The sequence below is a fragment of the Bacillus toyonensis BCT-7112 genome (assembly GCF_000496285.1).
In the GTDB taxonomy this organism is placed as follows: Bacteria; Bacillota; Bacilli; order Bacillales; family Bacillaceae_G; genus Bacillus_A; species Bacillus_A toyonensis.
The window spans coordinates 3,424,354-3,450,454 of sequence record NC_022781.1 but is presented as its reverse complement, the minus strand read 5'-3'; the positions used below and the strand labels follow the sequence as shown (position 1 = coordinate 3,450,454).

At 35.5% G+C, this 26,101-nt stretch carries 30 protein-coding genes and 2 pseudogenes; 9 read left to right on the top strand and 23 right to left on the bottom strand.

Annotated elements, in window-relative coordinates; all coding sequences use genetic code 11:
* Nucleotides 1-106 precede the first annotated feature (106 nt).
* Nucleotides 107-877 (top strand): SDR family NAD(P)-dependent oxidoreductase, encoded by a 771-nt coding sequence (locus BTOYO_RS17690; RefSeq protein WP_000878091.1) that lies wholly within the window; start codon nt 107-109, stop codon nt 875-877.
* A gap of 77 nt (nt 878-954) precedes the next feature.
* On the opposite strand, the gene BTOYO_RS17685 is transcribed toward BTOYO_RS17690, so the two are convergent.
* Nucleotides 955-1,410 carry an N-acetyltransferase gene (locus tag BTOYO_RS17685; protein ID WP_000686677.1) on the bottom strand — a complete coding sequence of 152 codons (456 nt, stop codon included), beginning with the start codon at nt 1,408-1,410 and terminating at the stop codon, nt 955-957.
* 128 nt (nt 1,411-1,538) lie between these two features.
* Nucleotides 1,539-2,033: an Lrp/AsnC family transcriptional regulator gene (locus tag BTOYO_RS17680; RefSeq protein WP_000446110.1), complete on the bottom strand. Its 495-nt coding sequence runs from the start codon at nt 2,031-2,033 to the stop codon at nt 1,539-1,541.
* Nucleotides 2,034-2,238: 205 nt separating this feature from the next.
* On the opposite strand from BTOYO_RS17680, the gene BTOYO_RS17675 reads away from it, so the two are divergent.
* Entirely contained in the window at nt 2,239-3,150 is a 912-nt protein-coding gene (locus BTOYO_RS17675; protein ID WP_001146261.1) for a DMT family transporter, read from the top strand.
* 34 nt (nt 3,151-3,184) lie between these two features.
* Here the strand turns inward: BTOYO_RS17675 and BTOYO_RS17670 are convergent, their stop codons facing one another.
* The 9 genes and pseudogenes from BTOYO_RS17670 to BTOYO_RS17630 all read right to left on the bottom strand — a co-directional run bounded on the left by BTOYO_RS17670 (nt 3,185) and on the right by BTOYO_RS17630 (nt 10,990).
* Nucleotides 3,185-3,667, bottom strand: a complete 483-nt coding sequence (locus BTOYO_RS17670) for a PRK06770 family protein (protein ID WP_000758760.1) — start codon at nt 3,665-3,667, stop codon at nt 3,185-3,187.
* Nucleotides 3,668-3,754: 87 nt separating this feature from the next.
* Nucleotides 3,755-4,149: pseudogene (locus BTOYO_RS17665) on the bottom strand (nuclear transport factor 2 family protein); the annotation flags it as partial.
* Between the two features lie 164 nt (nt 4,150-4,313).
* Nucleotides 4,314-4,718, bottom strand: a complete 405-nt coding sequence (locus BTOYO_RS17660; RefSeq protein WP_001077742.1) for a DoxX family protein — start codon at nt 4,716-4,718, stop codon at nt 4,314-4,316.
* A gap of 165 nt (nt 4,719-4,883) precedes the next feature.
* Nucleotides 4,884-5,945, bottom strand: a complete 1,062-nt coding sequence (locus tag BTOYO_RS17655) for a DUF871 domain-containing protein (RefSeq protein ID WP_000580649.1) — start codon at nt 5,943-5,945, stop codon at nt 4,884-4,886.
* Nucleotides 5,946-5,993: 48 nt separating this feature from the next.
* Nucleotides 5,994-7,358 (bottom strand): PTS transporter subunit EIIC, encoded by a 1,365-nt coding sequence (locus BTOYO_RS17650; RefSeq protein WP_000711285.1) that lies wholly within the window; start codon nt 7,356-7,358, stop codon nt 5,994-5,996.
* Between the two features lie 35 nt (nt 7,359-7,393).
* Nucleotides 7,394-8,278, bottom strand: a complete 885-nt coding sequence (gene murQ, locus BTOYO_RS17645) for an N-acetylmuramic acid 6-phosphate etherase (RefSeq protein ID WP_000892372.1) — start codon at nt 8,276-8,278, stop codon at nt 7,394-7,396.
* 251 nt (nt 8,279-8,529) lie between these two features.
* Entirely contained in the window at nt 8,530-9,393 is an 864-nt protein-coding gene (locus BTOYO_RS17640; RefSeq protein ID WP_000648150.1) for a MurR/RpiR family transcriptional regulator, read from the bottom strand.
* Between the two features lie 17 nt (nt 9,394-9,410).
* Nucleotides 9,411-9,739, bottom strand: a pseudogene (locus BTOYO_RS17635) (outer surface protein).
* 123 nt (nt 9,740-9,862) lie between these two features.
* Complete coding sequence (locus BTOYO_RS17630) at nt 9,863-10,990, bottom strand: cation:proton antiporter (protein WP_000899808.1); 1,128 nt, start codon at nt 10,988-10,990, stop codon at nt 9,863-9,865.
* 256 nt (nt 10,991-11,246) lie between these two features.
* Here BTOYO_RS17630 and BTOYO_RS17625 point away from each other — a divergent pair, with 256 nt between their 5' ends.
* A complete protein-coding gene (locus BTOYO_RS17625) occupies nt 11,247-12,650 on the top strand; it encodes a branched-chain amino acid transporter BcaP (protein WP_000838706.1) in 1,404 nt (467 codons plus the stop codon).
* A gap of 28 nt (nt 12,651-12,678) precedes the next feature.
* Here BTOYO_RS17625 and BTOYO_RS17620 read toward each other — a convergent pair whose 3' ends face one another.
* The 3 genes from BTOYO_RS17620 to BTOYO_RS17610 all read right to left on the bottom strand — a co-directional run bounded on the left by BTOYO_RS17620 (nt 12,679) and on the right by BTOYO_RS17610 (nt 15,604).
* Nucleotides 12,679-12,822, bottom strand: a complete 144-nt coding sequence (locus BTOYO_RS17620; RefSeq protein WP_000583224.1) for a hypothetical protein — start codon at nt 12,820-12,822, stop codon at nt 12,679-12,681.
* Nucleotides 12,823-12,860: 38 nt separating this feature from the next.
* Complete coding sequence (locus tag BTOYO_RS17615; RefSeq protein WP_000435798.1) at nt 12,861-13,061, bottom strand: hypothetical protein; 201 nt, start codon at nt 13,059-13,061, stop codon at nt 12,861-12,863.
* An 80-nt stretch (nt 13,062-13,141) separates the two neighbouring features.
* A complete protein-coding gene (locus tag BTOYO_RS17610; RefSeq protein ID WP_000373852.1) occupies nt 13,142-15,604 on the bottom strand; it encodes a LamG-like jellyroll fold domain-containing protein in 2,463 nt (820 codons plus the stop codon).
* A gap of 353 nt (nt 15,605-15,957) precedes the next feature.
* On the opposite strand from BTOYO_RS17610, the gene BTOYO_RS17605 reads away from it, so the two are divergent.
* Nucleotides 15,958-16,383, top strand: a complete 426-nt coding sequence (locus BTOYO_RS17605) for an S-Ena type endospore appendage (RefSeq protein WP_000791321.1) — start codon at nt 15,958-15,960, stop codon at nt 16,381-16,383.
* Nucleotides 16,384-16,439: 56 nt separating this feature from the next.
* Here BTOYO_RS17605 and BTOYO_RS17600 read toward each other — a convergent pair whose 3' ends face one another.
* The 4 genes from BTOYO_RS17600 to BTOYO_RS17585 all read right to left on the bottom strand — a co-directional run bounded on the left by BTOYO_RS17600 (nt 16,440) and on the right by BTOYO_RS17585 (nt 18,182).
* On the bottom strand, nt 16,440-16,784 hold the full coding sequence (locus BTOYO_RS17600) for a DUF3992 domain-containing protein (RefSeq protein WP_000525817.1): 345 nt from the start codon (nt 16,782-16,784) through the stop codon (nt 16,440-16,442).
* 20 nt (nt 16,785-16,804) lie between these two features.
* A complete protein-coding gene (locus BTOYO_RS17595; RefSeq protein WP_001277536.1) occupies nt 16,805-17,173 on the bottom strand; it encodes a DUF3992 domain-containing protein in 369 nt (122 codons plus the stop codon).
* Nucleotides 17,174-17,283: 110 nt separating this feature from the next.
* Nucleotides 17,284-17,889, bottom strand: coding sequence for a DedA family protein (locus BTOYO_RS17590; protein WP_000435005.1), 606 nt, complete (start codon nt 17,887-17,889; stop codon nt 17,284-17,286).
* An 11-nt stretch (nt 17,890-17,900) separates the two neighbouring features.
* Complete coding sequence (locus BTOYO_RS17585) at nt 17,901-18,182, bottom strand: YkvA family protein (RefSeq protein WP_000733839.1); 282 nt, start codon at nt 18,180-18,182, stop codon at nt 17,901-17,903.
* Between the two features lie 352 nt (nt 18,183-18,534).
* On the opposite strand from BTOYO_RS17585, the gene ku reads away from it, so the two are divergent.
* Nucleotides 18,535-19,347: a non-homologous end joining protein Ku gene (gene ku, locus BTOYO_RS17580; RefSeq protein ID WP_000557761.1), complete on the top strand. Its 813-nt coding sequence runs from the start codon at nt 18,535-18,537 to the stop codon at nt 19,345-19,347.
* A 17-nt stretch (nt 19,348-19,364) separates the two neighbouring features.
* On the opposite strand, the gene BTOYO_RS17575 is transcribed toward ku, so the two are convergent.
* Both BTOYO_RS17575 and BTOYO_RS17570 read right to left on the bottom strand, forming a co-directional pair.
* Complete coding sequence (locus BTOYO_RS17575; RefSeq protein WP_023441157.1) at nt 19,365-20,144, bottom strand: DUF2935 domain-containing protein; 780 nt, start codon at nt 20,142-20,144, stop codon at nt 19,365-19,367.
* On the bottom strand, nt 20,144-20,527 hold the full coding sequence (locus BTOYO_RS17570) for a VOC family protein (RefSeq protein WP_080001216.1): 384 nt from the start codon (nt 20,525-20,527) through the stop codon (nt 20,144-20,146). Before BTOYO_RS17570 ends, BTOYO_RS17575 begins: the two co-directional genes overlap by 1 nt.
* A 93-nt stretch (nt 20,528-20,620) precedes the next feature.
* On the opposite strand from BTOYO_RS17570, the gene BTOYO_RS17565 reads away from it, so the two are divergent.
* The 4 genes from BTOYO_RS17565 (at nt 20,621) to brnQ2 (ending at nt 23,226) form a co-directional block, all read left to right on the top strand.
* Nucleotides 20,621-20,836 (top strand): spore coat associated protein CotJA, encoded by a 216-nt coding sequence (locus BTOYO_RS17565; RefSeq protein ID WP_001046260.1) that lies wholly within the window; start codon nt 20,621-20,623, stop codon nt 20,834-20,836.
* Nucleotides 20,837-20,844: 8 nt separating this feature from the next.
* The gene (locus BTOYO_RS17560) at nt 20,845-21,108 is read left to right on the top strand and encodes a spore coat protein CotJB (RefSeq protein ID WP_000194492.1); all 264 of its coding nucleotides are present in this window, start codon (nt 20,845-20,847) and stop codon (nt 21,106-21,108) included.
* A gap of 12 nt (nt 21,109-21,120) precedes the next feature.
* Complete coding sequence (gene cotJC, locus BTOYO_RS17555; RefSeq protein WP_000265285.1) at nt 21,121-21,690, top strand: spore coat protein CotJC; 570 nt, start codon at nt 21,121-21,123, stop codon at nt 21,688-21,690.
* A 219-nt stretch (nt 21,691-21,909) separates the two neighbouring features.
* Nucleotides 21,910-23,226: a branched-chain amino acid transport system II carrier protein BrnQ2 gene (brnQ2, locus tag BTOYO_RS17550; protein ID WP_001260922.1), complete on the top strand. Its 1,317-nt coding sequence runs from the start codon at nt 21,910-21,912 to the stop codon at nt 23,224-23,226.
* 43 nt (nt 23,227-23,269) lie between these two features.
* Here brnQ2 and BTOYO_RS17545 read toward each other — a convergent pair whose 3' ends face one another.
* The 3 genes from BTOYO_RS17545 to BTOYO_RS17535 form a co-directional block, all read right to left on the bottom strand.
* On the bottom strand, nt 23,270-24,280 hold the full coding sequence (locus BTOYO_RS17545; RefSeq protein ID WP_000269943.1) for an ABC transporter permease subunit: 1,011 nt from the start codon (nt 24,278-24,280) through the stop codon (nt 23,270-23,272).
* A 1-nt stretch (nt 24,281) separates the two neighbouring features.
* Entirely contained in the window at nt 24,282-25,148 is an 867-nt protein-coding gene (locus tag BTOYO_RS17540) for an ABC transporter permease subunit (protein ID WP_000239657.1), read from the bottom strand.
* A gap of 87 nt (nt 25,149-25,235) precedes the next feature.
* Nucleotides 25,236-25,970 carry a YwaF family protein gene (locus BTOYO_RS17535; RefSeq protein WP_000409221.1) on the bottom strand — a complete coding sequence of 245 codons (735 nt, stop codon included), beginning with the start codon at nt 25,968-25,970 and terminating at the stop codon, nt 25,236-25,238.
* Between the last annotated feature and the right edge of the window lie 131 nt (nt 25,971-26,101).

Genomic DNA, 26,101 nt, shown 5'->3' with positions numbered 1-26,101 from the left:
CATATATTTTGCGTTCTTATCAAATTTATAAAAAACATTTGACTTAGAGTATACTCTAACAAATACAATCTAACCATAAATGAATTTGAACTTAGGGGGATTTTATATGAAATATACTGTTATTACTGGTGCTAGTTCTGGAATCGGCTATGAATCGGCTTTAGCCTTTGCATCTCGTGGAAAAAATATAATACTTGTAGCTCGAAGAAAAGAAGAATTAGATGGATTAAAATTGAAAATTAACGAAATGTATCCGGAGTTAGATGTTGTCATTCGAAGAACTGATTTATCCGTCACGGAAAATGTTTATAAACTTTATGAAAGTCTCCAAAGTTTCCAGATTGAAACGTGGATTAACAACGCAGGTTTTGGTAATTTTGCCTCAATCGCTGAACAAAATTTAAATAAAATAGAAACGATGTTGCATGTAAATATAGAAGCACTAACAATACTCTCTTCCCTTTTCGTTCGAGATTATTCAATGATTGATGGAACACAGCTTATTAACGTTTCATCAGGCGGTGGATATACGATTGTCGCTAATGCTGTTACGTATTGCGCTACGAAATTCTATGTAAGTGCATTTACAGAAGGATTATCTCACGAACTGAAAGAACAAGGTGCAAAATTACAAGCAAAAGTTTTAGCTCCTGGTGCAACTGAAACAGAGTTCGCGAAACGATCATTTGATATTGATGAATTCCAATACGATAATGTTGTACCAAAATTCCACACTGCAAAACAAATGGCACAATTTATGCTCGACCTTTATGATAGCGATAAAGTTATAGGGCTTGTCGATGGTTCTACTTATAACTATGAGCTTAAAAATCCCATTTTTAATTTTGCAGTAAGAAAAACAAATTCAAATTCTTAACAACATCTCATTTCTGCCTAAAATATAGATACCCACTATTTCTTAAATAATAGTGGGCTTTTTTCTCTCTAAACATTTCACCCAACATACCTAATCATCGCCACTTCATCACAATAATCAACTTTTGGACAATGTCTGCAATCAATCCACACTTTCTCTGGCAACACTTCCTTATTCACAAAATCAAACCCACACTTTTGAAAAAATTCCGTTTCATATGTTAAAGAAATTACCCTGTTCACTTTTATCTTTGCCGCCTCATCCATAACATGATTCACTAACATACGCCCTATCCCTTTCCCTGCATATGTATGCGAAACTACTAAAGATCGCACTTCTGCAAGATCCTCTCCTAATACATGTAAGCCAGCAACTCCAACGACTTCCTCTCCTTCTTTCATAACATATAAACATTGCAAATATTGATAGAGAGACAAAAGAGAACGCGGTAAAACAACCCCCTCTTTTGCATAAACTTCAATGAGACTATAAATTTCTTTCACATCACTCGTAACCGCATTACAGATTTTCATATTATATCCCCTTGCCCCCAATATTAATATTTATAACTTTAAATGAATTTTAATACATAATTTTATATAATAATACATCTCTCTTTTCTCCTCGTCAATCACTTTATACAAACAAAAAACCAAGCAATCTAATCGATGCTCGGTTCCTCATTTCGTATCGGCAATACCGTCGAATATTTAATTTCACGCAGTGCTAAACTTGTCTGTATCCGTGTAATACCAAGCTTGTTCAACTTTCTAATAAACTGCTCCAGTTCTTTACGATCACGATTTGCAACTTTTAATAAATAATCATATTCCCCTGTTAAACAATGACATTCTAACACTTCAGGCATCGATTCTAATTCTCGTTCTAGCACTTCAAGCTTTTCATACTGATGAATATTCGTACTCATAAAAATGAAGCATAGTAAATCAAAACCGAGCTTTTCTTGATTTAAAATTGCTACTTGCTTATCAATAAAACCTTCTCCATCTAACCTTTTTATTCTTGCATGCATCGCAGCTGGAGATAAATTAACACGGCGTGCAAGCTCTGCATTACTTACTTGTGATTCTTTCTGCAATATATCTAAAATTTGTACATCCAAATCATCTAACACTTTAATAACAGATGACTCCATTATAATTCCCCCTTTTTTCTTACCGATGATTATTCGAAAAAACATCCCTTAATTCAAACGAAACTGAATATTATTCTTTAAGATACAAACGAAACGAAATGTTTTATTGATTTTTAACCATTATACAAAAGAATATATTACACAATAAAGAAAAATGCTAAAATTATTTACAATTCGTATTGATTATAACAAAGGGGATTTTAATATGCCTTATTTTTATGTCTTTTTACTATTATTAACGAGCTTATTATGGGGAGGGAATTTTGTCGTTGGGAAATCTCTCGTCGATCATGCCTCGCCGATGACACTGACGAGTTTAAGATGGATCATTGCGATCGTTTGTTTATTACCTATGGTATGGCTTAAAGAAAAGAAAATCCTGCCACCGCGCGCTGCGATACTACCTTTAATACTGATGGGGATTTCAGGAGTCGCTCTCTTTAACATCTTTCAATTTTTAGCATTAGAAAAAACATCCGCAACGAATGTGGGTCTCATCTCTACATTGAATGCAATTTCAATTGCACTATTTTCGGTATTATTTCTAAAAGAAAAAGTAAATACACTTCAAATATTATCCATGACCCTTTCATTCTTCGGGGTTATCCTCGCTCTATTAAAAGGTGATTTCTCACTTTTATTTTCACTACATTTTAATAGCGGAGATTTATGGATGATTGCGGCAGTTTGTATTTGGGGGATATATTCTGTGTGCAGTAAATGGGCAACAAAAACAACTACACCACTAATGGCGACGTTATATTCTGGTATTTTCGGCATTATTTTATTACTGCCATTTAACATCGGTAACTTCACTGTTTCAAATATAAATACATCATTCATTACATCGCTTTTATATACAGGAATCATTTCAACAGTACTTTGTATGGTATTTTGGAACATTGGTGTACAAAAATTAGGAGCTACAACATCGGGAATTTTTCTAAACTTCAATCCGATTTTCACAGCTATTTTAGCATTCCTTTTCCTAGGTGAAGAATTAACATGGATACAAATTTTAGGTACAATTGTCGTCGTGACAGGATGTTATTTATTTTCTCATTTCAAAACAGTTGCTGTTCAGCCAACTAGAGCTTTACTGCGCAAACATTCTTAATCAAAAAAACATCGCCACCAAAGTGGCGATGTTTTTATTTACCTTTCATTTCTTTCACATACTTCTTTTCTTCTTCTGGCGATAAACGTTCTGTTGCCTTTCCAGTATCACCACCTTGAATTTCCCACAAAAAGTTATGCTCCTCAACCGTTTGTGAAAAATCCCCTTTCTCCCAGCGCTCCAAAGTAGCAAGTAACTTTGATTTATTTTTAAAATTTGTACTGCTTTCTACCGCTTCCTTCGCACTACGAATTTCCTTATTTGTCATTTCAATAAATCCCCATTTTTCAGAGGATTTCACTTTTTGATGTACCATCCTATGCATGGTAGAAATAATTTCATCTTCACTAGCTTGTTGCTTCTCTTCCTTTGCTTTCTTCCCTTGTTGCCCCGTTACATTTTGTGCTTTCAGACTCTTCTCCTCTTCTTCTATATAATTAAGAAGTTTCGTAACACCGAATACAGCTCCTATTGCAATTACAATCATTGTAATTGTCCCTATAATCCATTTTTTCATATTATGTATTCCCCATTCCCCTAATAATCACATAAACAAATGGAATCGCCTGCGCACAGCCGATTCCATTTGTTTCCTTATTATATTTTAAACCTTCATCGCTTCTCGCACAATAAAACTATCCACATATTGCTTAAATTTTATAATTTTCCCATTTTCAAGCTGCCATATATGAACAAATTCTGCTTCAAACAATTTTCCCGTTTCTTTATAAACTCCTGAATAAACACCTTCAGCAATAATTACATCTTTTCCGTTTACTTCATGATACATATTTACACTCGCTTTATAATCATCCCATTCTGATCCTAAACGACTAAATACATTTTCCATTATATCCTCTGTACCTATATACGTCCGCCGTACGGGAAACCTTTTGCCTCTGTCCATTCTATTTTTTCAGAGAGGGCTTCTGCTAAATGTTTTGCATTCGAAGAAGCTGATCCTTCATACGTACTTTGAATAATTTCTAAATTTGATTTAAGCATAGTAATTCCTCCCTCGTTTATTTATTCTTTACACAAGTTGTAACTAATGTAGTTACAACTTGTGTAAAAAAATATGCTAATTCATTTCATTCTTAACTTAGTTATTGTAACCATTATAGTTACAATAACTCTTTAAGTCAACAATTTATAAATAAAATTTACTTCGTTTTCATTACTTTCTCTTTTAAGAAACGATCTACATATCCTTCTGCTTTTACAACGAATAAATACGCACCCATTGATAATAATGCAAGATCTAATTCATATCCTGGATTCTTGCCATCTCCTAATAATCCTGCTGCTCCATTTACCTTTACGATAGCTCCAGCTAAAATAAGAGCGAATAACAATCCTACATATCGAACACCTAAACCGATAATTAATAATATACCACCAACTAATTCAACTGTCGCTATGCCATACGCAAGGCCACCTGGTAAACCGATACTTGTAAACCATCCTGCTACGTTATCTATACCTGATTGAAACTTTGCTAAACCGTGTGCAAAGAACGTAACTCCTAACACGATACGAATAATTAAATTCCCAATATATTGATTCATTTTGAACTCCCCTTTTTTGTTTTGTTATGGTGAACATTTATTCACAAGACAAAACAATACGGTATTTCGTTTCATTCGTCAAATGCTTTTTTTAAAGAAAACAAAAAACATTATCCGTTTTACGAATAATGTCTTTTATAAAATAGCGCTAATTCAAGCTTTTACTCAATCGCACAGAAAAAGTTGAAACTTTTTTCCAGCACCAATATAAGGCAATAACAGCACGTCCTCTTCCACAACCATTCCGACAACATTCACCTTCTCATCTGTAGGCAAATCATTTATAACAACTTGCATCTCCCCGGCATATCTACCGTACAATTCATTATCAATTGTGATACTGCCTTTCTTTCTTGCGATTGCATGCATCGGCTGTAAAATCACTTTATTTCCTTCCCTTGATTCTACTGAGCGAATGACATCACGTGCTGGGTCTAATCTATTTGTATGCACTTGCTCTACTACTTTTAATACTTCATTTTCATTTATAAATGACTCATATCGCAGCGGAATAATCCCTCTACTCACGCTCGCAATTTCTTGTACACTTTCTAAACTAGCACTTATATCTCCAATCAACACTTTATCGACATCACAATCTTGAACAAGTTCTAAAAACGCTTCAAGCGGGCGCATATTGCGGTGCTTTTCTAACGTTGGTAACCCTTCATATAACGGGCCACGTTTATCCTCATCTCCCGGAATAAATGCCATCGTTGTTATTCCACACGCATGTAAATATTGATTTTGCTTTTGTAAAAAGGACCTTGCTAGTCCTGTTTCTGGGCGCGGATAAAAATTATGCCACGCTTCTACATTCTCTACCCGTATATTTTCCGCAAGTAACTCTTCCCAGAAAGATTCTGTAATCGTACTCGCATTTAAAGCTACTTTCATCTTATGAGATACACGCGCAATTTCCTTCGGCGCAATGCCATAATCCATTCGTAAACCAGTAATACCAAAGCCCAATAACACTTCCACATTTTCATACGTTATTCCTAAATGATTTAACGACTTTGGAGATATATCCACCATTAATTCCATTTCATTTTCGAGAGCCTGTTTCCCTAATGTTTGAATTAACTCTTTATACGTATCTGGATCGTCTTCCGGAATATGAAGTGATGTAAAAATAGATGAAAATCCGTTTTCCTTCGCTATTTTTAGCCACTCTTTTTGTTTGTCTGCTTGCCCTTTTGAAAGATAAATTGAAACTCCTATCATATGAATCTCCCTTTCTATGAATAGAAAAAGAGAAAGGAATCCCTTTCTCTATATGTTTTCTGCCATTTCTTCTTTAAATCCGAAGAAGTACGTGAAGATAAATCCGAAAGTATATGCAATGACTAAACCTAAGAAATATAGTAAATATTTATTATCAGCAATTAACGGGATTAAAGATAATCCTGATACGCCAATTCCGAGTGAAGCCGTTTTCATAACTGCTTGGAATGCACCACCGACAGCCGCTCCTAAACAAGCAGTGATAAAAGGTTTTCCAAGTGGTAATGTAACCCCGTATAATAACGGCTCACCAATCCCTAAAAACCCAACTGGCAATCCACCTTTAATTACGTTACGAAGTCGTTTATTTTTTGTTTTTACATAAATTGCAATCGCTGCGCCCACTTGACCGGCACCAGCCATTGCGAGTACTGGTAATAAAGGTGTTACGTGCGTTTGATTAATAAATTCCATATGAATCGGTGTTAAACCGTGGTGTAATCCGACCATAACGAGTGGTAAAAACGTTCCGGCTAGCACTGCTCCAGCAAATGCCCCACCAACATTTAAAATTGCGTTAATACCGCTCGTAATACCATCAGATAAAAATCCCGCTGCTGGCTGAATCGCTAACATCGTTACTATACTTACAGCTAATACAGTAATAAGCGGTGTTACAATAATATCTACTGCATTCGGCACTGCTTTTCGTACTCTTCTCTCAACTACTACCATAAGCCACGCTGCAAAAATAACTGCAAACAATCCGCCCCGCCCAGGTACCATTGCCTCACCAAATAATTTCACATTTGCCATCGCCGGATTGAAAATTAAAATACCCGCAATCGCCCCAAGAACTGGTGTCCCGCCAAATTCTTTCGCTGTATTCCAACCGACTAAAATCCCTAAAAATGTAAAGATACCGCCGCCAATGAGTAGTAACATTTGTAGCCATGTAGCATTCGGATCAGCACCAGCGTTTTTCGCAAAGTTAGCAACTCCGTTTATAATTCCTGATGCAACAAGACCAGGTATTAACGGAATAAAAATGTTACCTATTTTTCGTAAAAAGTTCTTCACTGGTGTATTATTTTTCTTCTTCATCTCTGATTTAATCTCTTGACCAATATCTTCAAGATGATGATCTGCAACCTCACCAATTCGTAATCCTGTTAAAACTTCCATTTCAGCTGCTACTTTATTTACAGTTCCTGGACCAACAACAACTTGAAGTGTTTCATCTTCAATGACGCCCATAACGCCTTCAACCTTTTTCAAAAGATCCATATTCACTTTACTTTCATCATGAAGCGTTAACCTCAGTCTCGTCATACAATGAGCAATGCCACGAATATTTTTTATTCCCCCAAGTTGCTCTGAAATTTCTTTGGCCATTCTCTCTTCTTTCTTCATAATAGAATCCCCCTCCCTATTCTTATCGTTTCACTTTATAATGCTTTCTTCACAAAGCCTTTCGCTTCTTTTAGTTTTTCTAGTGCTTCCCCATACTCACACTGTAGTAATACCATAACGATAGCAACTTTCACATTACGATTTGCTTTTTCGTAATACTCTGCTGCTACTTCATAACTAACTCCTGTTGCTTCCACAATAATTCGTTTTGATCGTTCTACTAACTTTTCATTCGTAGATTGAACATCTACCATTAAGTTTTTATATACTTTTCCTACACCAATCATTGACGCTGTTGAAATCATATTGAGCACTAATTTTTGCGCTGTACCAGCCTTCAAACGTGTTGAGCCTGTTAATATTTCTGCACCTGTCTCCACTTCTACATTGAGTTTTGCATACTTACTTATTTCAGCATTTTTATTACAAGAAATACTCGCCGTACTTGCTCCCACACTATGTGCGTATTTCAATCCGCCAATTACGTAAGGGGTTCTACCACTTGCGGCAATACCAATCACTGTATCTTTCTCGTTTAAGCCAATACTTTTCAAATCTTCTTCTGCTAATTCTTCGCGATCTTCGGCACCTTCCACCGCCTTAGTAAACGCTTTCAATCCACCTGCTATAAATCCTTGCACCATTTTATCATCTGTTCCAAATGTTGGTGGGCATTCAACCGCATCTAAAATACCTAAACGTCCACTCGTACCAGCCCCAATATAAATTAATCGGCCCTCTTCTTCAAAAGATTTAATAACAGTCTGTACAGCCTTTTCAATGTGTTCTATTTCTTTTTCAACTGCTAACGCAACAGTTCGATCTTCTTCATTCATACTTTGTAACACTTCTTTTATACTCATCTCATCTAGATTCGTCGTTTTCTCATTACGGTGTTCTGTCGATAAATTTTCTAACATATTGCCACCCTCTTTGAAATTATATTTCACACTTTTATTATAACTTTAAGAAATTAAAAATCAATAACTCTTTCTTATTTTATGAAATAAAATTTCATAAAATGACATATTTTTGTCAAAGATAATAAAGTGAAACTTTAATCAGCCCGACCCCCACCTAACTTTCTTTGCTTCCGCTGAATTTTGAGGGAGGGGTCTTACTGCCCGGCAAATAGCGGGATAAAAAAAGATGAGTCCCCTCATCTTTTCTTCTACTTTAACTTCCGTAACCGCAAAGCTTCTTCTCGCGTCTCCATAAATTGATCCAGCACTTTATTGCCAATTCGATTAAAAGTAATCACATATAAAGCATCAATCATATTCAGTTGCGTCATTCTCGAAGCAATACTCGCAATACGATGATCTTGCTCTACATCCGGCATACAAAGGCGAATGTCCGCTTCTTTATATAAAGGTGATGATTGGTCAAGTTTCGTAATTCCGATAACAGTTGCACCTTGTCTCTTTGCATATTGCGCCATTTCAAGCACATCTTTCGTTCGCCCAGATGTTGAAATCGCCACAAATATATCGCCTTCTTTTAAATTCGTCACAAGCGGCAACATCATATGAAAATCAGATAGCATCATCGCTGTAAATCCGAGCCGTGTAAATTTATACGCCCCATCCATCGCCGGTGTCGCTGACCCACCTACGCCGTAAAATAAGATCTTATCCGCATTTACAATACGATCTGCAGCTTTCTCAAGTTCCTTCTTATCTATCGCCGTAACACTTGCCTCAATTGCGGCTTTATTCACATACGTAACTTTATTAAACAAATCGTACGGTCCATCTTCCTTATTCATTACTGAAAAATCGTTAATATTATAATCAGCAATCGTTAATTCACGAACAAGCGCTATCTTAAATGCTTTAAAGCTTCCAATACCGATTGTTTTACAAAAACGTACAACACTCGCCTCACTCGATCCCGCATTTGTAGACACTTCTTTTGTCGTTAAATTTGGAACAATCTCTGCGTTCTCCATTATGTACATGGCAACCTTCTTTTCAGCTGGTGAAAATTGATCCATATTATTTTCAATTTTAAATAGTAATGTTGAAGCTTTCACTATTTAACCTCCACTTCTTACGGTTGCGTATATTCTCTAATATCATTTGTATCATATAGATAAAAACCATCATTACCAGGTAGATGATGAACAATTACAGTTCAATCCCCTTTTTAATATGACGTTATTTCACCTTCAGATCTCTGTTTTTCCCATCCATGTATCCAAACTGCAAAGTCAGGTACAAAAGCAGTGTACTTATAGTCTTTCGGTTTTCATCTTCTACATAGGAAGAAAAAATAGAAACTGGAAAATATTTTACTTTTGATTCTTTCCATGCGGTAAATGGTATACATAGTGCAATAAGTATGATTACGCCTATAACCTTCCCCTTCGTAATCTTCACACATCCCTCTCCTCGTCCACATCATATACATAGATTTTACCATAATTACAAACCACTCATGCTACATGCCCATTGCTTTTTGAAATAAAAAAAGCTTACCTACGTTAGATAAGCTCTTTCCCTCTATACAAAATACTTCTTTAAAAGTGGCGGTGTAATAATCGTCGTCAATATAACAACAATCACAATCGCTGTGAAATTTTCTTTCGCTAATAAATTCGCCGTAAGTCCGTTTGCTGCGATAATCAGCGCTACTTCTCCGCGTGACACCATCCCTGCACCAATACTAATAGAAGATTGGAGGTTGAATCCTGTCAGTCTTGCTCCTAAACCTGATCCGATTAACTTTGTGAAAATCGCAACGAGCGTCATAATGATAATGAACCAAAGCTGACTCCCGATTCCTTGAAATGTAATTTCCATTCCGATACTTACGAAGAACACTGGTACAAATATCGCATAAGCAATCGGTTCAATTTTATGTTCCACTTCATGCTTATACTCCGTTTGAGAAATGGCAATTCCTGCTGCAAATGCTCCAATAATACCTGCAATTCCCATCATTTCACTGTAATACGAAAAAGAGAAACAAATAATAAGAGCCGCGCTAATTAAAGCTTCTGTTACACGAAGCGGCACAAGCATTTTCATAATCCAAGGAACGACTTTCCATGCGATAAAAACAATACTTACAAAGAAAACAATTTTCTTTACAATGACAAGTGTTATATTCACATCTTGCGTTCCTAAAAAGCTCATAACAAACGCTAATAAAATAACGACAATTACATCATCAAATACGGCAGCACCTAAAATCGTTGTACTTTCTCTCGTATTCATCTTCCCTAAATCTCTTAGCGTTTGCACTGTAATACTAACCGATGTTGCACAAAGTAATAATCCTAAAAAAATGGCATGAGATTGCATTAATCCAAACAACAGCCCTATCACATATCCACCGATGAAAGGAAAAATAATTCCACCAGCCGCTACTGCAAACGACGATTTCAAATTCCGATTTAACTCTTCTAAATCTGTTTCAAGTCCCGCCATAAACATAAGTAGCAAAACACCAATTTCACTAAGCTCATCAATAAGTTCTGAACTATTAATAATACCTAGCACCGCAGGACCGATAATAATACCAACAAGTAATTTACCAAGTACAGAAGGCTGACCGAGTCTAACGCTAATATCACCAGCTAATTTCGTACAAAGTAAAATGACGACAAGTTCAAAATAAAATAACATAGCATCTTCTCCTACTATATAAAATAAATCTATTTGTTAACCCGTATCCATTTCCGCACATAGTTTCCCCTATTCATCCGGATTTTATTTGTTAAAGTTTTATTTGACAAAATATTCTGAATTATAATAAAGTTAATCCAGAAACTTTAAAAAACTACATACCATAACTGTACCTCCATTTACTTACGTACTCTTTTCTAATGGGCTCATACTATATTCGCAGTTATGGAAATGAAAAACGGGGGGAGAGTCCAAAATGAAGTCATTATTACGAAAAAAAGCGCTCAGTACTGAATCACCAAAGCAACTAGATAGAACATTAACTGCACTCGATTTAACGTTTTTAGGAATCGGCGCCGTAATTGGGACAGGAATCTTTGTATTAACGGGGATTGTTGCAGCAAAACATTCTGGTCCTGGTATTATGCTATCATTTCTTATCGCTGCATTTACTTGTGCTTGTGTAGCCTTTTGTTATGCTGAATTTGCTTCTTCTATACCTGTCTCAGGAAGTGTGTATACTTACGCATATATGACAGTCGGAGAAGTCGTCGCCTTCATCGTCGGATGGTGTTTAATGCTCGAATATTTACTTGCCGTTGCAGCTGTAGCTGTTGGGTGGTCTGGTTATTTACAATCTTTACTACAAGGATTTAACATACACCTTCCCGCCATAATCGCCTCGGCCCCCGGTGTTGGAAAAGGTGGTATCATCGATTTACCAGCTGTCTGTATTTTACTTCTTATTACTGGCCTTTTAAGTTTCGGTATACGTGAAAGTGCACGCATTAATAATATTATGGTTCTTATTAAACTAGCTGTTATCATTGCCTTTATCGTTGCAGGCGCAAAATATGTAAAGCCTGAAAATTGGACACCGTTCATTCCATTCGGATACGACGGTATTATTACTGGAGCTGCCACTGTATTCTTCGCCTTTTTAGGGTTTGATGCAATCGCAACCGCTGCAGAAGAAACGAAAAAACCACAGCGTGATTTACCAATCGGCATTATCGGTTCCCTTCTTATTTGTACTGTTTTATACATGATTGTATCTTTCGTTTTAACAGGCATGGTTCCTTATACACAATTAGATGTTTCTGATCCAGTTGCATTTGCATTGCATTTCGTTGGTGAAGATACAATTGCAGGGTTACTCGCTGTTGGTGCGATGACTGGAATGACAACCGTTCTCTTAGTCGTTATGTATGGACAAGTTCGTGTTTCATATGCGATGAGCCGCGACGGTTTACTTCCAAAAGCGTTAGCACGTGTAAATAAAAAAGTGAAAATCCCTTTATTAAATACGTGGATTACTGGCGTTGTTGCCGCTTTATTAGCAGGACTTTTAGACCTACATTTACTCGCGAATTTAGTAAACATCGGTACGTTAACAGCCTTCACATTCGTTTGCTGTGCTGTACTTATTTTACGAAAAACACATCCTGACTTAAAACGCGGATTCCGTACTCCTTTCGTACCTGTACTACCAGTTGTCGCAATCCTTTGCTGTTTATATTTAATGATCAATTTGTCTAAAACGACATGGATTAGCTTTGCAGTTTGGCTTATAGTCGGCTTATGCTTCTATTTCTTCTACTCTAGAAAGCATAGTCATTTAGCTACTGAAAAAACAAATGATGAGACGAAAGAAGCATAATAAAATAGCTCGCCGATGAAACGGCGAGCTATTTTCCTGTTTTATTATGTTTTCTCGTTAACGATTGTAAAATGATGAATATGCCGATGTAAGCTGTAAGCGATGCCCAATTCCCTATTGGTGTAGCGTATTTAAAAACTCCAATACTTACAAGCAATAAGAAAATAATCACCTAATATATAAGCTTCCACTTTTGCATAGCTTCCCTCTTTACTTCGTCTCCTTCTTTTTCTTCCATGCATTTACACTATCAAAGAAGAAATTAATAAATAACGTGCCTAAACCCGCTAATAAGAAAGTCATTAAAAATAGAATCCATATACTTTTATCTTTTAATAAATAATATCCTACAAGGAGCACAACCGCGATCCATACATATTCAAGAATTCTTTTTAGCTTTTTCTGTTCCAAATTATTCGCTCCCTCTTTCTATACTACTTTTAGTATAACAAAAAAGAAGCCTATCATGATAAGCTTCTTTTTCTTCTCTCTTATTTGTTCATGCTTTTTTCAACGAGTGAAATCGCATGCTCTATCGTACGATTCATCGTTTCTACCTGTTCGTCTTTCACTTTCGCATCTTTTAATACAGCTTCTGCAACTGTAATTTTTTGTTGTAATGATTTCACTGAACCGTCCGTTACATTCGCAGCTTGCGCTTTCTGTACTACAACTTTTGCAGATTCAATATTGATTTTTAATTTTTCTTTCGGTGTTTTTGGTTGCTCTTCTGCTACTTTAGATTGTACAAAGGTTACATTAGCTGTTTTTAATTCGTTATACGTTTGAATAATTTGTTCCCCAGTACTTCCGATATTTTCAAACGCTTGCTTTGCAGTGTTATAGCTTTTCTCTAGTTCTTGAAATGCTTCCTTTGAGTATTGACCTGGCTTATCACCAAATTCATATGTACCAGCTAACACTGCTTTTACTTTTCCTAGCTCTTCATATAACGCGTTTACTTGCTCTAACTTCGTACGATTAAAAAACTCATTGTACGCTGCTAATACTTCTGAAGAACTTAATGCTTTACTATATAATTTTGCTAGCGCAATTTGACCATTTAACGAAATGCCACCATTTCCATTGCTATCTGGATCAGCTCCAAATGCAAACGGTACGTTCGGATGATACACTTTTCCTTGAGCTGGTTGGCTATTTATTTTTTTACCATCTACATAAATTGCTATTTCACTTCCGTTATACGTTCCTGTTAAATGATATGTTTTGTTCGCTTCTAACTGAACGCCAACACGTTTATAACTACCACCAATATGAGCCCACAATTCAACATTTCCACTTCCTGTAGACTCAAAACCAATTCCACCACTCTCTGTATTTTGCAAAATACCTTGTCCACGAATTTCATTCATTGAAAATACAGTTTCTAACGTAAATGCATTTGCTACTTTTTCTTTTTGGGCTGCTGAAAACGGCAGATACCCAAATGTATTTGCTTTCCCGTTTAACTTCATAACATTTTTTTTCAAAGCTTTATCATATTCAATAGTCACATTACCCTTCACATCACCTTTTGTAACAAATGGTGAATTGTCTTTAAATGTACCATCTGCAAAGTTCACATCGAAAACATCAGCCTTTGGCACTTTTACATTCGGATCGATATTATCTTTTTTCGTAGTAATTTCTGCCGTTAACGGCTGCACACTTTCATTGCCAAATGAATCAATTGCGACGACTTCAAGTAGGTATGTTTTCCCACCATCTAACCCTGCAAGCGTAAATGTAAGGTCTTTCGGCACTGGGTCACGGTAAAACTCTGAGAATGCTAATAACTTATTTTTAATCTCACCTGTTTGTTTATCCTTCGCTTGTACACGATAAGAATGAACAAGAAGGTTGTCCAATGCTTGCGGGAATGTTACTGTTGCTGCGTTTTCTGTTACATTTGATACAGCAAGCTTTGCATCCTTAGCGAAGTATGGCTTTTCTTTATCACGATTTTCTACATGTGTAAATGTTTCTTTCTTTGCTGGCAATTTAATTTTCCAAGGCTCACCTGTCCAAGCATTCGTATGGAAATCACGACGATTAATCGTTACCTCTTCATCATCTACTTCTACTAATAAACCTTGGCTTAACGTACTAGCTCCTGGCGGGATATTTCCTTGTACTTTACCGCCTTCAACTTCCATATAACTTACAGAAGATGTACCAACGGACGTAAAGTCTTTTTGATGAATAGATCTTGGATCATCTAACGGATAATGAGAATGACCTGAAAACGTAATGACTTGTGGGTATTCTTTTAATACTGCATTAATTTTCGTACTATCTTTCGTTCCCCACTCTTGGCTACCGTATACTGTATCTTTAATATGTTGATGTAAAAATACGAAAATCGGCTTTTCTGGATCATCCTTTTGCGCTTTTGCCATTTCTTCTTTTAACCAGTTAATTTGCTTGTCTGAATAATATCCATGAGTTGTCCCATCTTCCGGAGACATAACAAGGAAGTGATACCCTTTCACCACATTATGATAATAAATCGATTCCATTCCTGTTTTTTCTAAGAAACGCTTCTGCGCTCCATCTACAGATAAGCCGTTCCAATAATCATGATTACCGAGAGAATTCATTCGTACCGCATCTTTATTTGCATTTTCATTATACACTTGCATGAAGCGATCATATTGTTGTACCGATCCTGAATCAGTAAAATCTCCTACAATTACAAATGCATCTTGTTTTGGAGCAAGTGTATTAAACTGTTCAATCGCTCTTTTCCAGCGAAACGTATCATCCGTTCCACTGTTTTTAATATGTACATCACTTACAACTGGAAAAACTAACTTCTTCTCACTCTGCATCTTTTCTTGTTTCTTCTCTTCCGCTTTGACTGATGTACTCCATGGAAATGATACAAACGCCAATACAAAAATCATTAATAATCCAATAAGACCTTTTACTTTTCTTAAAGCAATTCTGTCCACGTGAATCCTCCTCATAATAATTGATTCATTACAAGGGCTATTTTATCTAAAGCATATTAATGTCGTTTAAATCACAAATGAATTTTATTAAATTTTTGTAAATATACAGTTAATTATAAATTAAGTCCCACATTCCTCGTACTATTGTATACAACCACCTTTTGTCTAAAAGATTCTGATCATTCTTTTCCCATGTCTATTCACATATACTCTTTTCTATAACATGAATGATACGTTAAGATGTAAGCCTATTAGACAATCTTAATTTTTAACATTTTCTTCTTTTCTTAACACATCGGCCATGCTTCTACATTTAATAGTAGTAAAAGACAACTTAAAAAGGAGGGGTTGTATTGAAGAATAAAAAAAATATTGGCTGTTTCGCTCCTTTATCTATCATTTGTCCAGACCCTTGTCCACCGCCCCCTCCTCCAAATCCAAGTTGCGAGCTAGTAACAAATGAATTTGCAGGGAATTTCCTCATAACTAATAGCACCATTCCCTCTGCCAAAGATGCATTACAATCAATGATACTATGGCAAAGTGATGGGATACTCCTTATATCAGGTACTGTCTCGGTTTACAATAGTACTAGCAGCACTGAAGCAATTACAATTCAAATCGTTGGAGCAGTAACTAATATTTTCACTGTGTTTCCTGGCAATACAATATCTTACACAGGTAAAGGTTTAATATCCGTTAGTATTATTAATATACAAAGTAATTCTTCACTATATTTAGAAGGCAAGTACTGTTGCCAATTTACATGTTGCTTATAGAATACCAATTTCATTACTTCCTCAATAAAAAAACATACCCTTTACGGTATGCTTTTTTATGAAATCGGATAACGTACTGTAATACAAAACTCTCCTTGACTAACAGTTGTTCCTGTCGTAGTAATTCGAATTGTAGTAAAATATCGTATAGTGAAAGTACCGCTACTTTGCGGTTGAACAGTAATCGTATCAACTACTGTAGCACCTACTAAAAAATCAACAGTAATTGGATTTGCGCCTACATCATATTTCACATAACCCGAACCATACACTTCTTGCGTAATATTATTCGTATATACAATTTGAGTACCAGCACCTGTAATAGACCAGTCTGTACATACTTGATCTTGTACAAGCGTTTTATTAGAACAACAAGACAAACTGGAACTTCTCATTCCCATTTTGATCCTCTCCTATTCTGCTATGAAAGTGGATAACGTGTTGTAATACAAAACTCTCCCTGATACGTTCCAGCAGGTGTTGCCGGTAACACAACTTGTATACTATCAAAGCGGCGATACGTAAAAGCAATACTCGTTCCTGGGTTTAATGTTTGTGTATCAATTGTAGCCCCAGCAGAATCAAGTGCTTCTACAGTGATTGGGCCCGGTCCAACATCATATTTCACAAAGCCAGTACCAATTACATTTTGATTAATATTATTTGTATAGAGAACATTATCAATTGCTGTTGCAACTACAGTAGCAGACCACGGACTACACACTTTATCTTGCACATAATTTTTATCTGGACAGCAAGTTAACGCTGACCCTGAGCACTCACAAGACATAGTTGTTTCCCCTCTCTCTTTTATATTCCCTATATGTGTATGTCCTTTAGAGTCTTTTGCCTGTACTATTCATCTATTTTCAAAAATTAATCAAAACTCAATGCTAATAACTAGATAGATTCCGTTTTGTTTCGTTTTTTCATAAATTTATAGATAAAGATACTAGCCACGATAAGAAGAACGCCTCCTAATATCGGTAGCATATATTGTCCAACAATATCCGCTGCTTTTTCCCAATGCGGACCTAATTTCATTCCTACATATATATACAAAGCCGTTAACGGGAACATCGCTACAAATGTATATATGCTAAATTTCCATATGTTCATTTTCGCCATACCACATGGAACGGAAATAAGTGTTCGAACTCCTGGAACGAAGCGTCCAACAAAGGCTACAACCGGTCCGTATTTCTCAAAGAAATCATCTGCCTTTTGAATTTGTTCTTCCTTAATGAAGAAGTATTTTCCGTATTTTATTAATAGAGGACGACCACCGTAATAACCGAGTGCATATAACGTTAATGGTCCTGTCGTTCCACCAAGCGTTCCAGCTAATACAGCTAGCCAAAAATTCATATCTCCCTCGTACACCCAATATCCAACCATGGGTAAAACTACTTCTGCTGGAATAAATTCAAACGTTAATGCTAACACAACTCCAAAATAAGAAAACTGCTTTAAAAACTCGATTATATCTAAAATAATTTGCTCCATTCTTTTAACTCCTATCCAATATTTACATTATGCTTTTCTTGTAATTGCACTGGTGCCATTTTTACAATTCGATTCAAAATGAATAACACAATTCCAATATCATCTAAAATACCGATAAACGGCAGGAAGTCTGGAATTAAATCAAGCGGCATCGCCACATAACCAACTAAAAAAGCAACAGATAAAATTTTCTTCTTTATTGAAACCTCTTTTGAAGTGAAAAAGTCAAATAGGAATGGAACAAACTTGCGGACATGAAATACAACTCTTAATCTACTAATAAGTTTTTTCATTTTTTATCTCCTCTCTTTGTATACAAAAAGGCCCCTACCAAATATGGTAAGGGTCCTAAAAAAGACAATAAGGGGCCTGTACCATTGCTGGTAAAGGTCTCACTAACAACGAAACGTTGCCAATAAAGCCGAGGGTTTCTCCCTGTAATGACGACTTTACTGTAATAAGTTACTCCCCTTTATATACACAATTTTATACAATCACATTAAAATATTTTAGAGGGCTTGTCAATACATTTTATGACTCGAACTATCTAGCTTACCCTTGACTAAAAATAAAAAACGTATATGAAATTTCTTACTATCTCATAATAAACATACTTATTTTTTTAAATGAAAGGAGAAATTTCATATGCATACCGTATGGAAAGGTGCACTTTCACTTGGGCTATTAAATATAGGAATCAAACTATATAGTGCCGTAGAAGAAAACGATATAAAGTTTTTAAGTCTCCATAAAGAATGCCTAACACCTATTAAATATAAAAAGCTTGCTCCTGATTGTACGGATGAAGAAATCGATGATAAAGATATTGTAAAAGCCTATGAATATGCACCTCATAAATACATCATTATTGATGAAAAAGAATTAGCTGAGCTGCAAAAAGTTCATGAGCCACGGTCCATTCGTATTATATCTTTTGTCCAAAATAGCGAAATTGATTCTGTTCTCTATGACCGTTCTTATTTTATAGGCCCTACGCCGGGACACGAAAAGTCATATTTATTATTAAAAGAAGCTCTTGAACGTACGAATAAACTTGGTCTAATTCATATTTCTATCAGAAAAAAACAACACTTAGCTATTATCCGTAGCTTTGAAGATGGGCTTATGTTACAAACCATTCATTACCCTAATGAAATTCGCAATATAACAACTACACCTAATTTACCAAGTAACGAAGATCATCCTATTCAAAAACAAGAACTCACCGCGGCAATCAATTTAATTCATCATCTTACAAATCCTTTCGAACAAGAGCTATTTACAGACGAGTATAAAGAAGCTCTTACCGAATTAATCGAAAACAAAATTGAACAACAGGAAAAAACTGAAACAATCTCCCCAGCTCCAAACATCATCAATATTATGGAGACATTACAGGCAAGTATTGAGCAAGCAAAAATAAAAAGAGATAATAAAAAAGAACAAGAGGCCAACTGAAATCGACCTCTTGTTCTTTAAAATGGATTACATTTTGGCATCTCAAGTCCAGATGATTGTGCTAACTTTAATAAATAATAACATTCCTCTCTTGCCATATGATCTGCCATTCTCGCTGATAACGCACTTAATATTTCATTCGATAACTCCATCTCTTCAACCTCATGGAGAAAATGCGAAAATAATTTTAACTCAAGTGAAACATCTTTTGTAAACTTCTTTAACGCCGGAAAATGATGAAGCTCTGTCCGTAAATACCCCGTCATCTCAACTGCCTTTAAGTAAAATTGTTCAAAGTGCTTCTCGAATTCTTCGCTTTTCTCTTTCAATCTTTTTTCAACAAGATCTAATCCACCAGAAATAGACCCTGCATGACCAGCTGCATCTGTTAACCAAACGAGATGATAATGTAATTCATGAAAAACAGGCGGAACTTCTCCTTTCTTTAAAAACTCTAACACCGTTATATACTCTTCTACTTCATTTACCATATGATTAATAAAAGTTGGCGTAAAATGAATAGTAATTTTCCCCTCCAACTGTTTCTGTATAATATTTAATTTAAACGTTCGTATCTCCTTAGCAGCTCGCTCTGCCTCTTTTGAGAATGCAATGAGATTGACAGTATGAATTTTATTTAAAAAGCCTGTAAACGTCTCAACAAAATAAGTAGCTTTCTTTATATCTTCCTTCTCCTTTGGAGCTAACGCATCAAGTAAAAATTGCGCATGATCACTAAGTACCTTTAGCCAAAACTTATGCTCAAACAACGCACTTTCTTCGTAATTTCTCTCCATCAAATCGCCTCCCTATGTTCCTTTCTTTCTATCACTTGAACTTTATATCCATCTGGGTCTTGTACTACAATACTCTTCTCACTTTTGTTTTCTGTATATGCAATTTTATAAAACACTAACCTCTTCTTTAAGTTCTCTATGTTAGAAATTGAAAACATTAGAACATCAACCGCATCCGTAACACTCTTCTCACGCCCACCCAAACTACGATTCATTACAAAACTAACTCTCATTGAATCAGCATCATACCAAACCCCTGTTATATCTAATTGAGGTCTCTCTGAACTGGGGCTTATTTCTAAAATCCCTTCGTAAAAATACAGCGTTTCCTTTAAGTTCTTTACTTCTAGCACAATGAAATTCTTTACATTCTCCACATTCATTCCCCCTGTACTTATTACTTTTTTATATGTGTCATAAATGCCTGTTATGTCTGAATACAATACGTAGTGATGAAGAGTTAAGGAGGTTTATTCATGAATAAATATATGAGATCATTCGTGCCATACCATAGCCCTCAAGATCCTTGTCCTCCTATCGGAAAAAAATATTATTCTACTCCTCCTAATTTATTTTTAGGTTTTCAACCGCCAAATTTACCGCAATTCACACCAAAAGAGGCATTACAAAAAGGAACTTTATGGCCTGTTTTTTATGACTATTATGAAAATCCTTATAAAAAAGGGCGGTGACTACTGACGTGACTCAATCGCTACCAGAAGAATATTATCAACTTTTACTGGAGCTTCAAGAACTAGACTTTGTACTAGTTGAACTAACTCTTTATTTAGATACACATCCAGATGACACTGCTGCGATTAATCAATTTAATGACTTCTCCTATAAACGAAGGGTATTAAAACAAAAGATGGAAGAAAAATACGGACCACTTCAGCAGTTTGGAAATAGTTATTCTAACGCTCCATGGGAATGGAGCAAAGGTCCTTGGCCATGGCAAATATGAAGGAGAGAAAATATGTGGATTTATGAGAAGAAATTACAATACCCGGTTAAAGTAAGCACCTGTAATCCAGCCCTTGCCAAATTATTAGTTGAACAGTACGGTGGTGCTGACGGCGAACTAGCTGCTGCCCTTCGTTACTTAAATCAGCGTTATACTATCCCTGACAAAGTCGTTGGCTTGCTAACCGATATCGGCACCGAAGAATTCGCACACCTAGAAATGATCGCTACAATGATTTATAAATTAACAAAAGATGCAACACCGGAACAAATGAAAGCTGCCGGATTAGACGCACAGTACGCTAATCACGATAGCGCTTTATTTTATCATAATGCAGGTGGTGTTCCTTTTACTGCTACTTATATTCAGGCAAAAGGAGACCCTATCGCAGATTTATACGAAGATATTGCAGCTGAAGAAAAAGCGCGCGCAACATATCAATGGCTCATTAACTTATCCGATGATCCAGATATAAATGACAGCTTACGCTTTTTACGTGAACGAGAAATTGTGCATTCACAACGCTTCCGAGAAGCAGTTGAAATTTTAAAAGAAGAACGTGATAAAAAGATTTTCTTTTAACACACATATCGTAACGATATGTGTGTTTTTTTATATGTAAAGTTAAATCCTTCCTAATTAACATATAAATAGTATATTTATTCAATTTAATGCATTATTTTTTAATTTTTATAAAATTCCCTCTTGCTTTCTAGTCATCAGACCTTTAAAATAATAACAGTTACTCGACAAATTATTTGAATTTTCGACAAAAATACTCATTAGGAGGATTTTCTTTATATGCGTACAACTTTAAAACCAGCGCAAATACTTTCGATTAGTTTACTACTATTCGCAGTTTTCTTCGGTGCTGGTAATATGATTTTCCCGCCCCTTCTCGGTCTTTCTTCCGGAGAGAACATGTGGGTTTCCATTACAGGATTTATTATTACAGACGTCGGTTTATCTTTACTAGCTATCGTCGCTGTTGCCCTTGCCGGTGGTAGTTTTAACACTTTAGCAAGCCGTGTTCATCCAAAATTCGCAGCAGTATTCGCTATCATTATTTATCTTTCAATCGGCCCACTATTTGTTATTCCACGAACTGGATCTGTATCTTACGAAATTGGGATTGCACCACTTTTCCCAGATCAATGGTATTCTATGTTGGCTTTTAGCGCTATTTTCTTTACAGTCGTTTACTTCCTATCATTAAATCCATCCAAATTAGTAGATCATATCGGTAAAATATTAACGCCAATTTTACTTGTAATTATTGCAATTATGGCAACAAAAGCAATTCTTTCACCAGGATCATTCACAGAACCTATCGGTGACTATAAAGACATCCCATTTTTCAAAGGATTTCTTGAAGGGTTTTTAACGTTAGATGCAATTGGGGCACTCGTATTATCAACGATTGTTGTAAATGCAATTCGCCAAAACGGTATACAAGATAAAAAATCCATTGCAAAATATACAATTATTTGCGGAAGCATTGCTGCCCTTTTCTTAACAATTGTTTATTTCTTACTCGGTTATATCGGAGCTTCAAACGGAAACTTAGGACAATTCGAAAACGGTGGTCAGCTATTAGCTACGATTATGTATCAATTCTTTGGGACAAGCGGTAACGTTTTATTAAGTATCGCAATTATTTTCGCTTGTTTAACGACTGCAATCGGTGTTGTAAGTGCATTCGCAAACTATTTCGCAACAGTGTTAACGAATGTTTCATACAAGAAACTGGTATTATACGTTTGTATATTTAGCTTCATCATTTCAAACCTAGGCTTAAGCTTATTAATTAAAATTACATTACCTGTATTAATTATTTTATATCCAATTACAATCATTTTAATTTTCGTATCATTTATTGATAAATATACGAAACGTAAACCTTCTGTCTATATCGGAGCAATGATCGCTGCATTCCTTATTAGCTGTATTCATGCACTTGATAATGTGGAAATGATTCCAAACTTTATCGCTAATATCGTACACACAATTCCTTTTTATAACTTAGGAATCGGCTGGATTGTTCCGGCAATTATCGGTGGTATAATCGGATACTTTATTCCGCAAACAGAAGCTGAAGGTGAAGTTTCTACGAAATAAAAAAAGAAGCAAGCATTGATTATGCTTGCTTCTTTTTTTATTTTCACATCGTATGTTTAAAAGTAAATAACTCTTCTTTTGACTGCACAACAGATTGTTCTTCTTCTACAACTGGCTTCTTTATCTCTCCGCCTAACCTTACTTTTAACATCGCCTCTTCTATACTTTTTACAATCATATTTCCAGAAAAAATAGTAAGCCCGAAAAATGTAATTGGGACGAGAGGAATCCATGGATGCACTGTTAACGATCTAAAATAGACTCCTATTAACCCTGACCATTCATGTGTGTAAGAGTCTACTTCTTTTATCCCTATTGGTCCACCAAACTGGACTGTCCCTCCAAAAAACACCTCAAGTAACCCTAAATGAAGTAAAATAGTCAAGGTTTGAGTAAACTGCTGAAGAAATACGAGTATAAACGTCATATTGAGATGCGGAAAAAGGTGCTTTATAACAATATGTCTTCTTGATCCACCTAATATGCGCGCAGCATCAATAAATTCTTCCGTTTGTAATTTACGAACTTCCTTCGCCACATAAAGTGCAATAACTGGCATCACAAGCAGTACAAGTAATACAACTTGGAACGAAGCCCTTTCAAAAAAAGTTGTTGTTTCCTCTCCACTTCCAAATCTATTCACAGCTTGAAGAAAGAAATACGCAATCATAACTGTCGGAATAACTGTGAAACTATCAAAAAAAGCCTCAATCTTTGAAAAACCTCTTTTTATATATGTTCCGAGTATAACACCGAAAAACACACCTATTACCATTCTAAGTGCCGCAATTAAAATAGATATACCAATCGTCCACTTCGCGCCTTCAATGACTAAATGTAAAAGGTCATATCCTTTCAAGTCTGTCCCGAGTAAAAATTGTAGTGAAGGTGAAAACGGTGGCACTTCTGGATTTCCATCCGCATCATATTGCAGTGTAACTTTTTTAATCTGTCCATCATTCCATATCGTATTTCCGATGCTCAAAAGAACTAATAGGAGAAGAAACCCAATGCTTATCCAAAATCTTTTATCGCGTTTTATATACGTCCACATATTATAATCTCTCCTTCATCGCAGCTGGAATGAGATAATGAAACAATTTAAATATAATAAAAATCGGAATATAAATAAGCAGCACACTAACGATGAAAACCTCAACCCTAATACCCTCATACGATTTCAAAAACATAAAAATACCACTCGTATTAAAAATCCATTCTATAATATATAAATTAGATAGCATAAAAAAAACATTCGTTTTCGCAAAGAAAAGTGTACTAAGCAACACATTTCGTAAAATATGACGATTTAAAATATGAAAGCGATTCAGCCCTTTCGCTTTAGCAAATAGTACATAATCTTTTTCTAGCTCATTTTCAAAACGAAGCACTAACATTTTTACAAACATAATCGTTGTCGGTATACTCAAACATAATATTGGCAATCCTCTAATCGACTCGCCTCCAATTGACGCAATTTGAAAAGGTAAAAAACCTGTTTGTTTAAAAAACCATATAACTAAAATTTGTGATACTAAAATAAGAAGAATGTCTGGAATGGATTCTAGGAAGATAAGAAATGATTTAATTCGATGTTGTATACGCGGTGAACTACTCATAATCATATAAACGATACAAAATGCTACAAATAATGAAATGAAAAAAGCGGCCAAAAAAATAACAATCGTTTCTTTATAATGGATAAACAACTGTGGGAATAAAAATTTATCTCTCACATATTGCAAATTGGAGAGATCCATTAAGTTCAAAAATACTTCTTTTAAACTCTTTATGTACTCTGATACATGCAGCTCAAATCCATAAAATAATTTCGGCAGTGCCCCTAAAAAAATAATCCCCAAAATCGAAATAATAAATTGAATCGTCATTTCCATCCCATTCAAAAATACTTTTTTGACCATTTTTCCCCTTCTCTCTCTATGATTTACCCTTTAATTTTATTCTTAATTTTCTGAATTGTAAATATTCAAACGTAAAAAATCACTAGGTTATGATCCTAGTGATTCTTTATGTACATGTTTTTCTCTTTTCGCAAACGGCATATACACAATAAAACATCCAATAAGCGCTGCGAGTTCTAATGAAATAATGTAGTAAGGATGCGGTCCTAACATATCGAGTAATGAGGCAGTTTCTGGCTTATGAGCTAAAAACATATAATTTCCACCCGTTTTGTAATTCACAAACGAAACAATTGGAATCAATATGTTTAAAAATATCATTGTGCGTTTAATAGATTGTACTGTCGGACGATACCCTTCTACCCAGGTCATAAAGAGCGGTGCCCAAATGAGCAATACATGCGCAATGAAATATTCAATGAAACGAAAATGCGGAAAAGCATACTGCAAGTTTGGCGTTAAAATGGCTTGTGATGCACCGATAATTCCTGTGAAAAACACAATCTCATATATGCGATAACTTTTCGTTACAATCATAATTGACGCTAATAATAAACTAATCGTACATAACTCAAATGGTAATGAAGTGCCTAGGTCAAAAATCCCGGCTTTCCATTCCCACATATGAAGCCCAATTTCACTTCCTATAAATAGAAATGCAATCGCATATCTAACCGTTATATTCCACTCAATTTGACGTAATACATCTTGGTATTGATATAAAAAAAAGATCCCCACCAACATAATAAATAATATAATGGCATGTTGCCTTGAGTATGGAATAAATGGTTTTAATGGGTGTACGCTAAAATAAATTTCCATCTTCCTTCCTCCTCTCCTTCCTACAATATTATTGTAGGAAAGAAACAACGAGTCAATTCATTTGCTTAAGCTAGGACAACCTCTACCTTACATTTACATATTCATACCTTACAAAACTGTAAGGTTATTGT

Excerpts from the sequence above, each read along its gene's own strand:
- BTOYO_RS17655 (WP_000580649.1), bottom strand. The coding sequence starts at position 5,945 with ATGATAGGAGTTTCAATTTATCTTTCAAAAGGGCAAGCAGACAAACAA.
- BTOYO_RS17545 (WP_000269943.1), bottom strand. The coding sequence starts at position 24,280 with ATGTGGACGTATATAAAACGCGATAAAAGATTTTGGATAAGCATTGGG.
- BTOYO_RS17675 (WP_001146261.1), top strand. The coding sequence starts at position 2,239 with ATGCCTTATTTTTATGTCTTTTTACTATTATTAACGAGCTTATTATGG.
- BTOYO_RS17650 (WP_000711285.1), bottom strand. The coding sequence starts at position 7,358 with ATGAAGAAAGAAGAGAGAATGGCCAAAGAAATTTCAGAGCAACTTGGG.
- BTOYO_RS17585 (WP_000733839.1), bottom strand. The coding sequence starts at position 18,182 with ATGAAAAAACTTATTAGTAGATTAAGAGTTGTATTTCATGTCCGCAAG.
- BTOYO_RS17570 (WP_080001216.1), bottom strand. The coding sequence starts at position 20,527 with ATGAATGTGGAGAATGTAAAGAATTTCATTGTGCTAGAAGTAAAGAAC.
- BTOYO_RS17540 (WP_000239657.1), bottom strand. The coding sequence starts at position 25,148 with ATGGTCAAAAAAGTATTTTTGAATGGGATGGAAATGACGATTCAATTT.
- BTOYO_RS17690 (WP_000878091.1), top strand. The coding sequence starts at position 107 with ATGAAATATACTGTTATTACTGGTGCTAGTTCTGGAATCGGCTATGAA.
- BTOYO_RS17600 (WP_000525817.1), bottom strand. The coding sequence starts at position 16,784 with ATGGGAATGAGAAGTTCCAGTTTGTCTTGTTGTTCTAATAAAACGCTT.
- BTOYO_RS17565 (WP_001046260.1), top strand. The coding sequence starts at position 20,621 with ATGAATAAATATATGAGATCATTCGTGCCATACCATAGCCCTCAAGAT.
- ku (WP_000557761.1), top strand. The coding sequence starts at position 18,535 with ATGCATACCGTATGGAAAGGTGCACTTTCACTTGGGCTATTAAATATA.
- BTOYO_RS17670 (WP_000758760.1), bottom strand. The coding sequence starts at position 3,667 with ATGAAAAAATGGATTATAGGGACAATTACAATGATTGTAATTGCAATA.
- BTOYO_RS17630 (WP_000899808.1), bottom strand. The coding sequence starts at position 10,990 with ATGTTATTTTATTTTGAACTTGTCGTCATTTTACTTTGTACGAAATTA.
- BTOYO_RS17625 (WP_000838706.1), top strand. The coding sequence starts at position 11,247 with ATGAAGTCATTATTACGAAAAAAAGCGCTCAGTACTGAATCACCAAAG.
- brnQ2 (WP_001260922.1), top strand. The coding sequence starts at position 21,910 with ATGCGTACAACTTTAAAACCAGCGCAAATACTTTCGATTAGTTTACTA.
- BTOYO_RS17590 (WP_000435005.1), bottom strand. The coding sequence starts at position 17,889 with ATGGAGCAAATTATTTTAGATATAATCGAGTTTTTAAAGCAGTTTTCT.
- BTOYO_RS17595 (WP_001277536.1), bottom strand. The coding sequence starts at position 17,173 with ATGTCTTGTGAGTGCTCAGGGTCAGCGTTAACTTGCTGTCCAGATAAA.
- murQ (WP_000892372.1), bottom strand. The coding sequence starts at position 8,278 with ATGTTAGAAAATTTATCGACAGAACACCGTAATGAGAAAACGACGAAT.
- BTOYO_RS17685 (WP_000686677.1), bottom strand. The coding sequence starts at position 1,410 with ATGAAAATCTGTAATGCGGTTACGAGTGATGTGAAAGAAATTTATAGT.
- cotJC (WP_000265285.1), top strand. The coding sequence starts at position 21,121 with ATGTGGATTTATGAGAAGAAATTACAATACCCGGTTAAAGTAAGCACC.
- BTOYO_RS17680 (WP_000446110.1), bottom strand. The coding sequence starts at position 2,033 with ATGGAGTCATCTGTTATTAAAGTGTTAGATGATTTGGATGTACAAATT.
- BTOYO_RS17535 (WP_000409221.1), bottom strand. The coding sequence starts at position 25,970 with ATGGAAATTTATTTTAGCGTACACCCATTAAAACCATTTATTCCATAC.
- BTOYO_RS17660 (WP_001077742.1), bottom strand. The coding sequence starts at position 4,718 with ATGAATCAATATATTGGGAATTTAATTATTCGTATCGTGTTAGGAGTT.
- BTOYO_RS17575 (WP_023441157.1), bottom strand. The coding sequence starts at position 20,144 with ATGGAGAGAAATTACGAAGAAAGTGCGTTGTTTGAGCATAAGTTTTGG.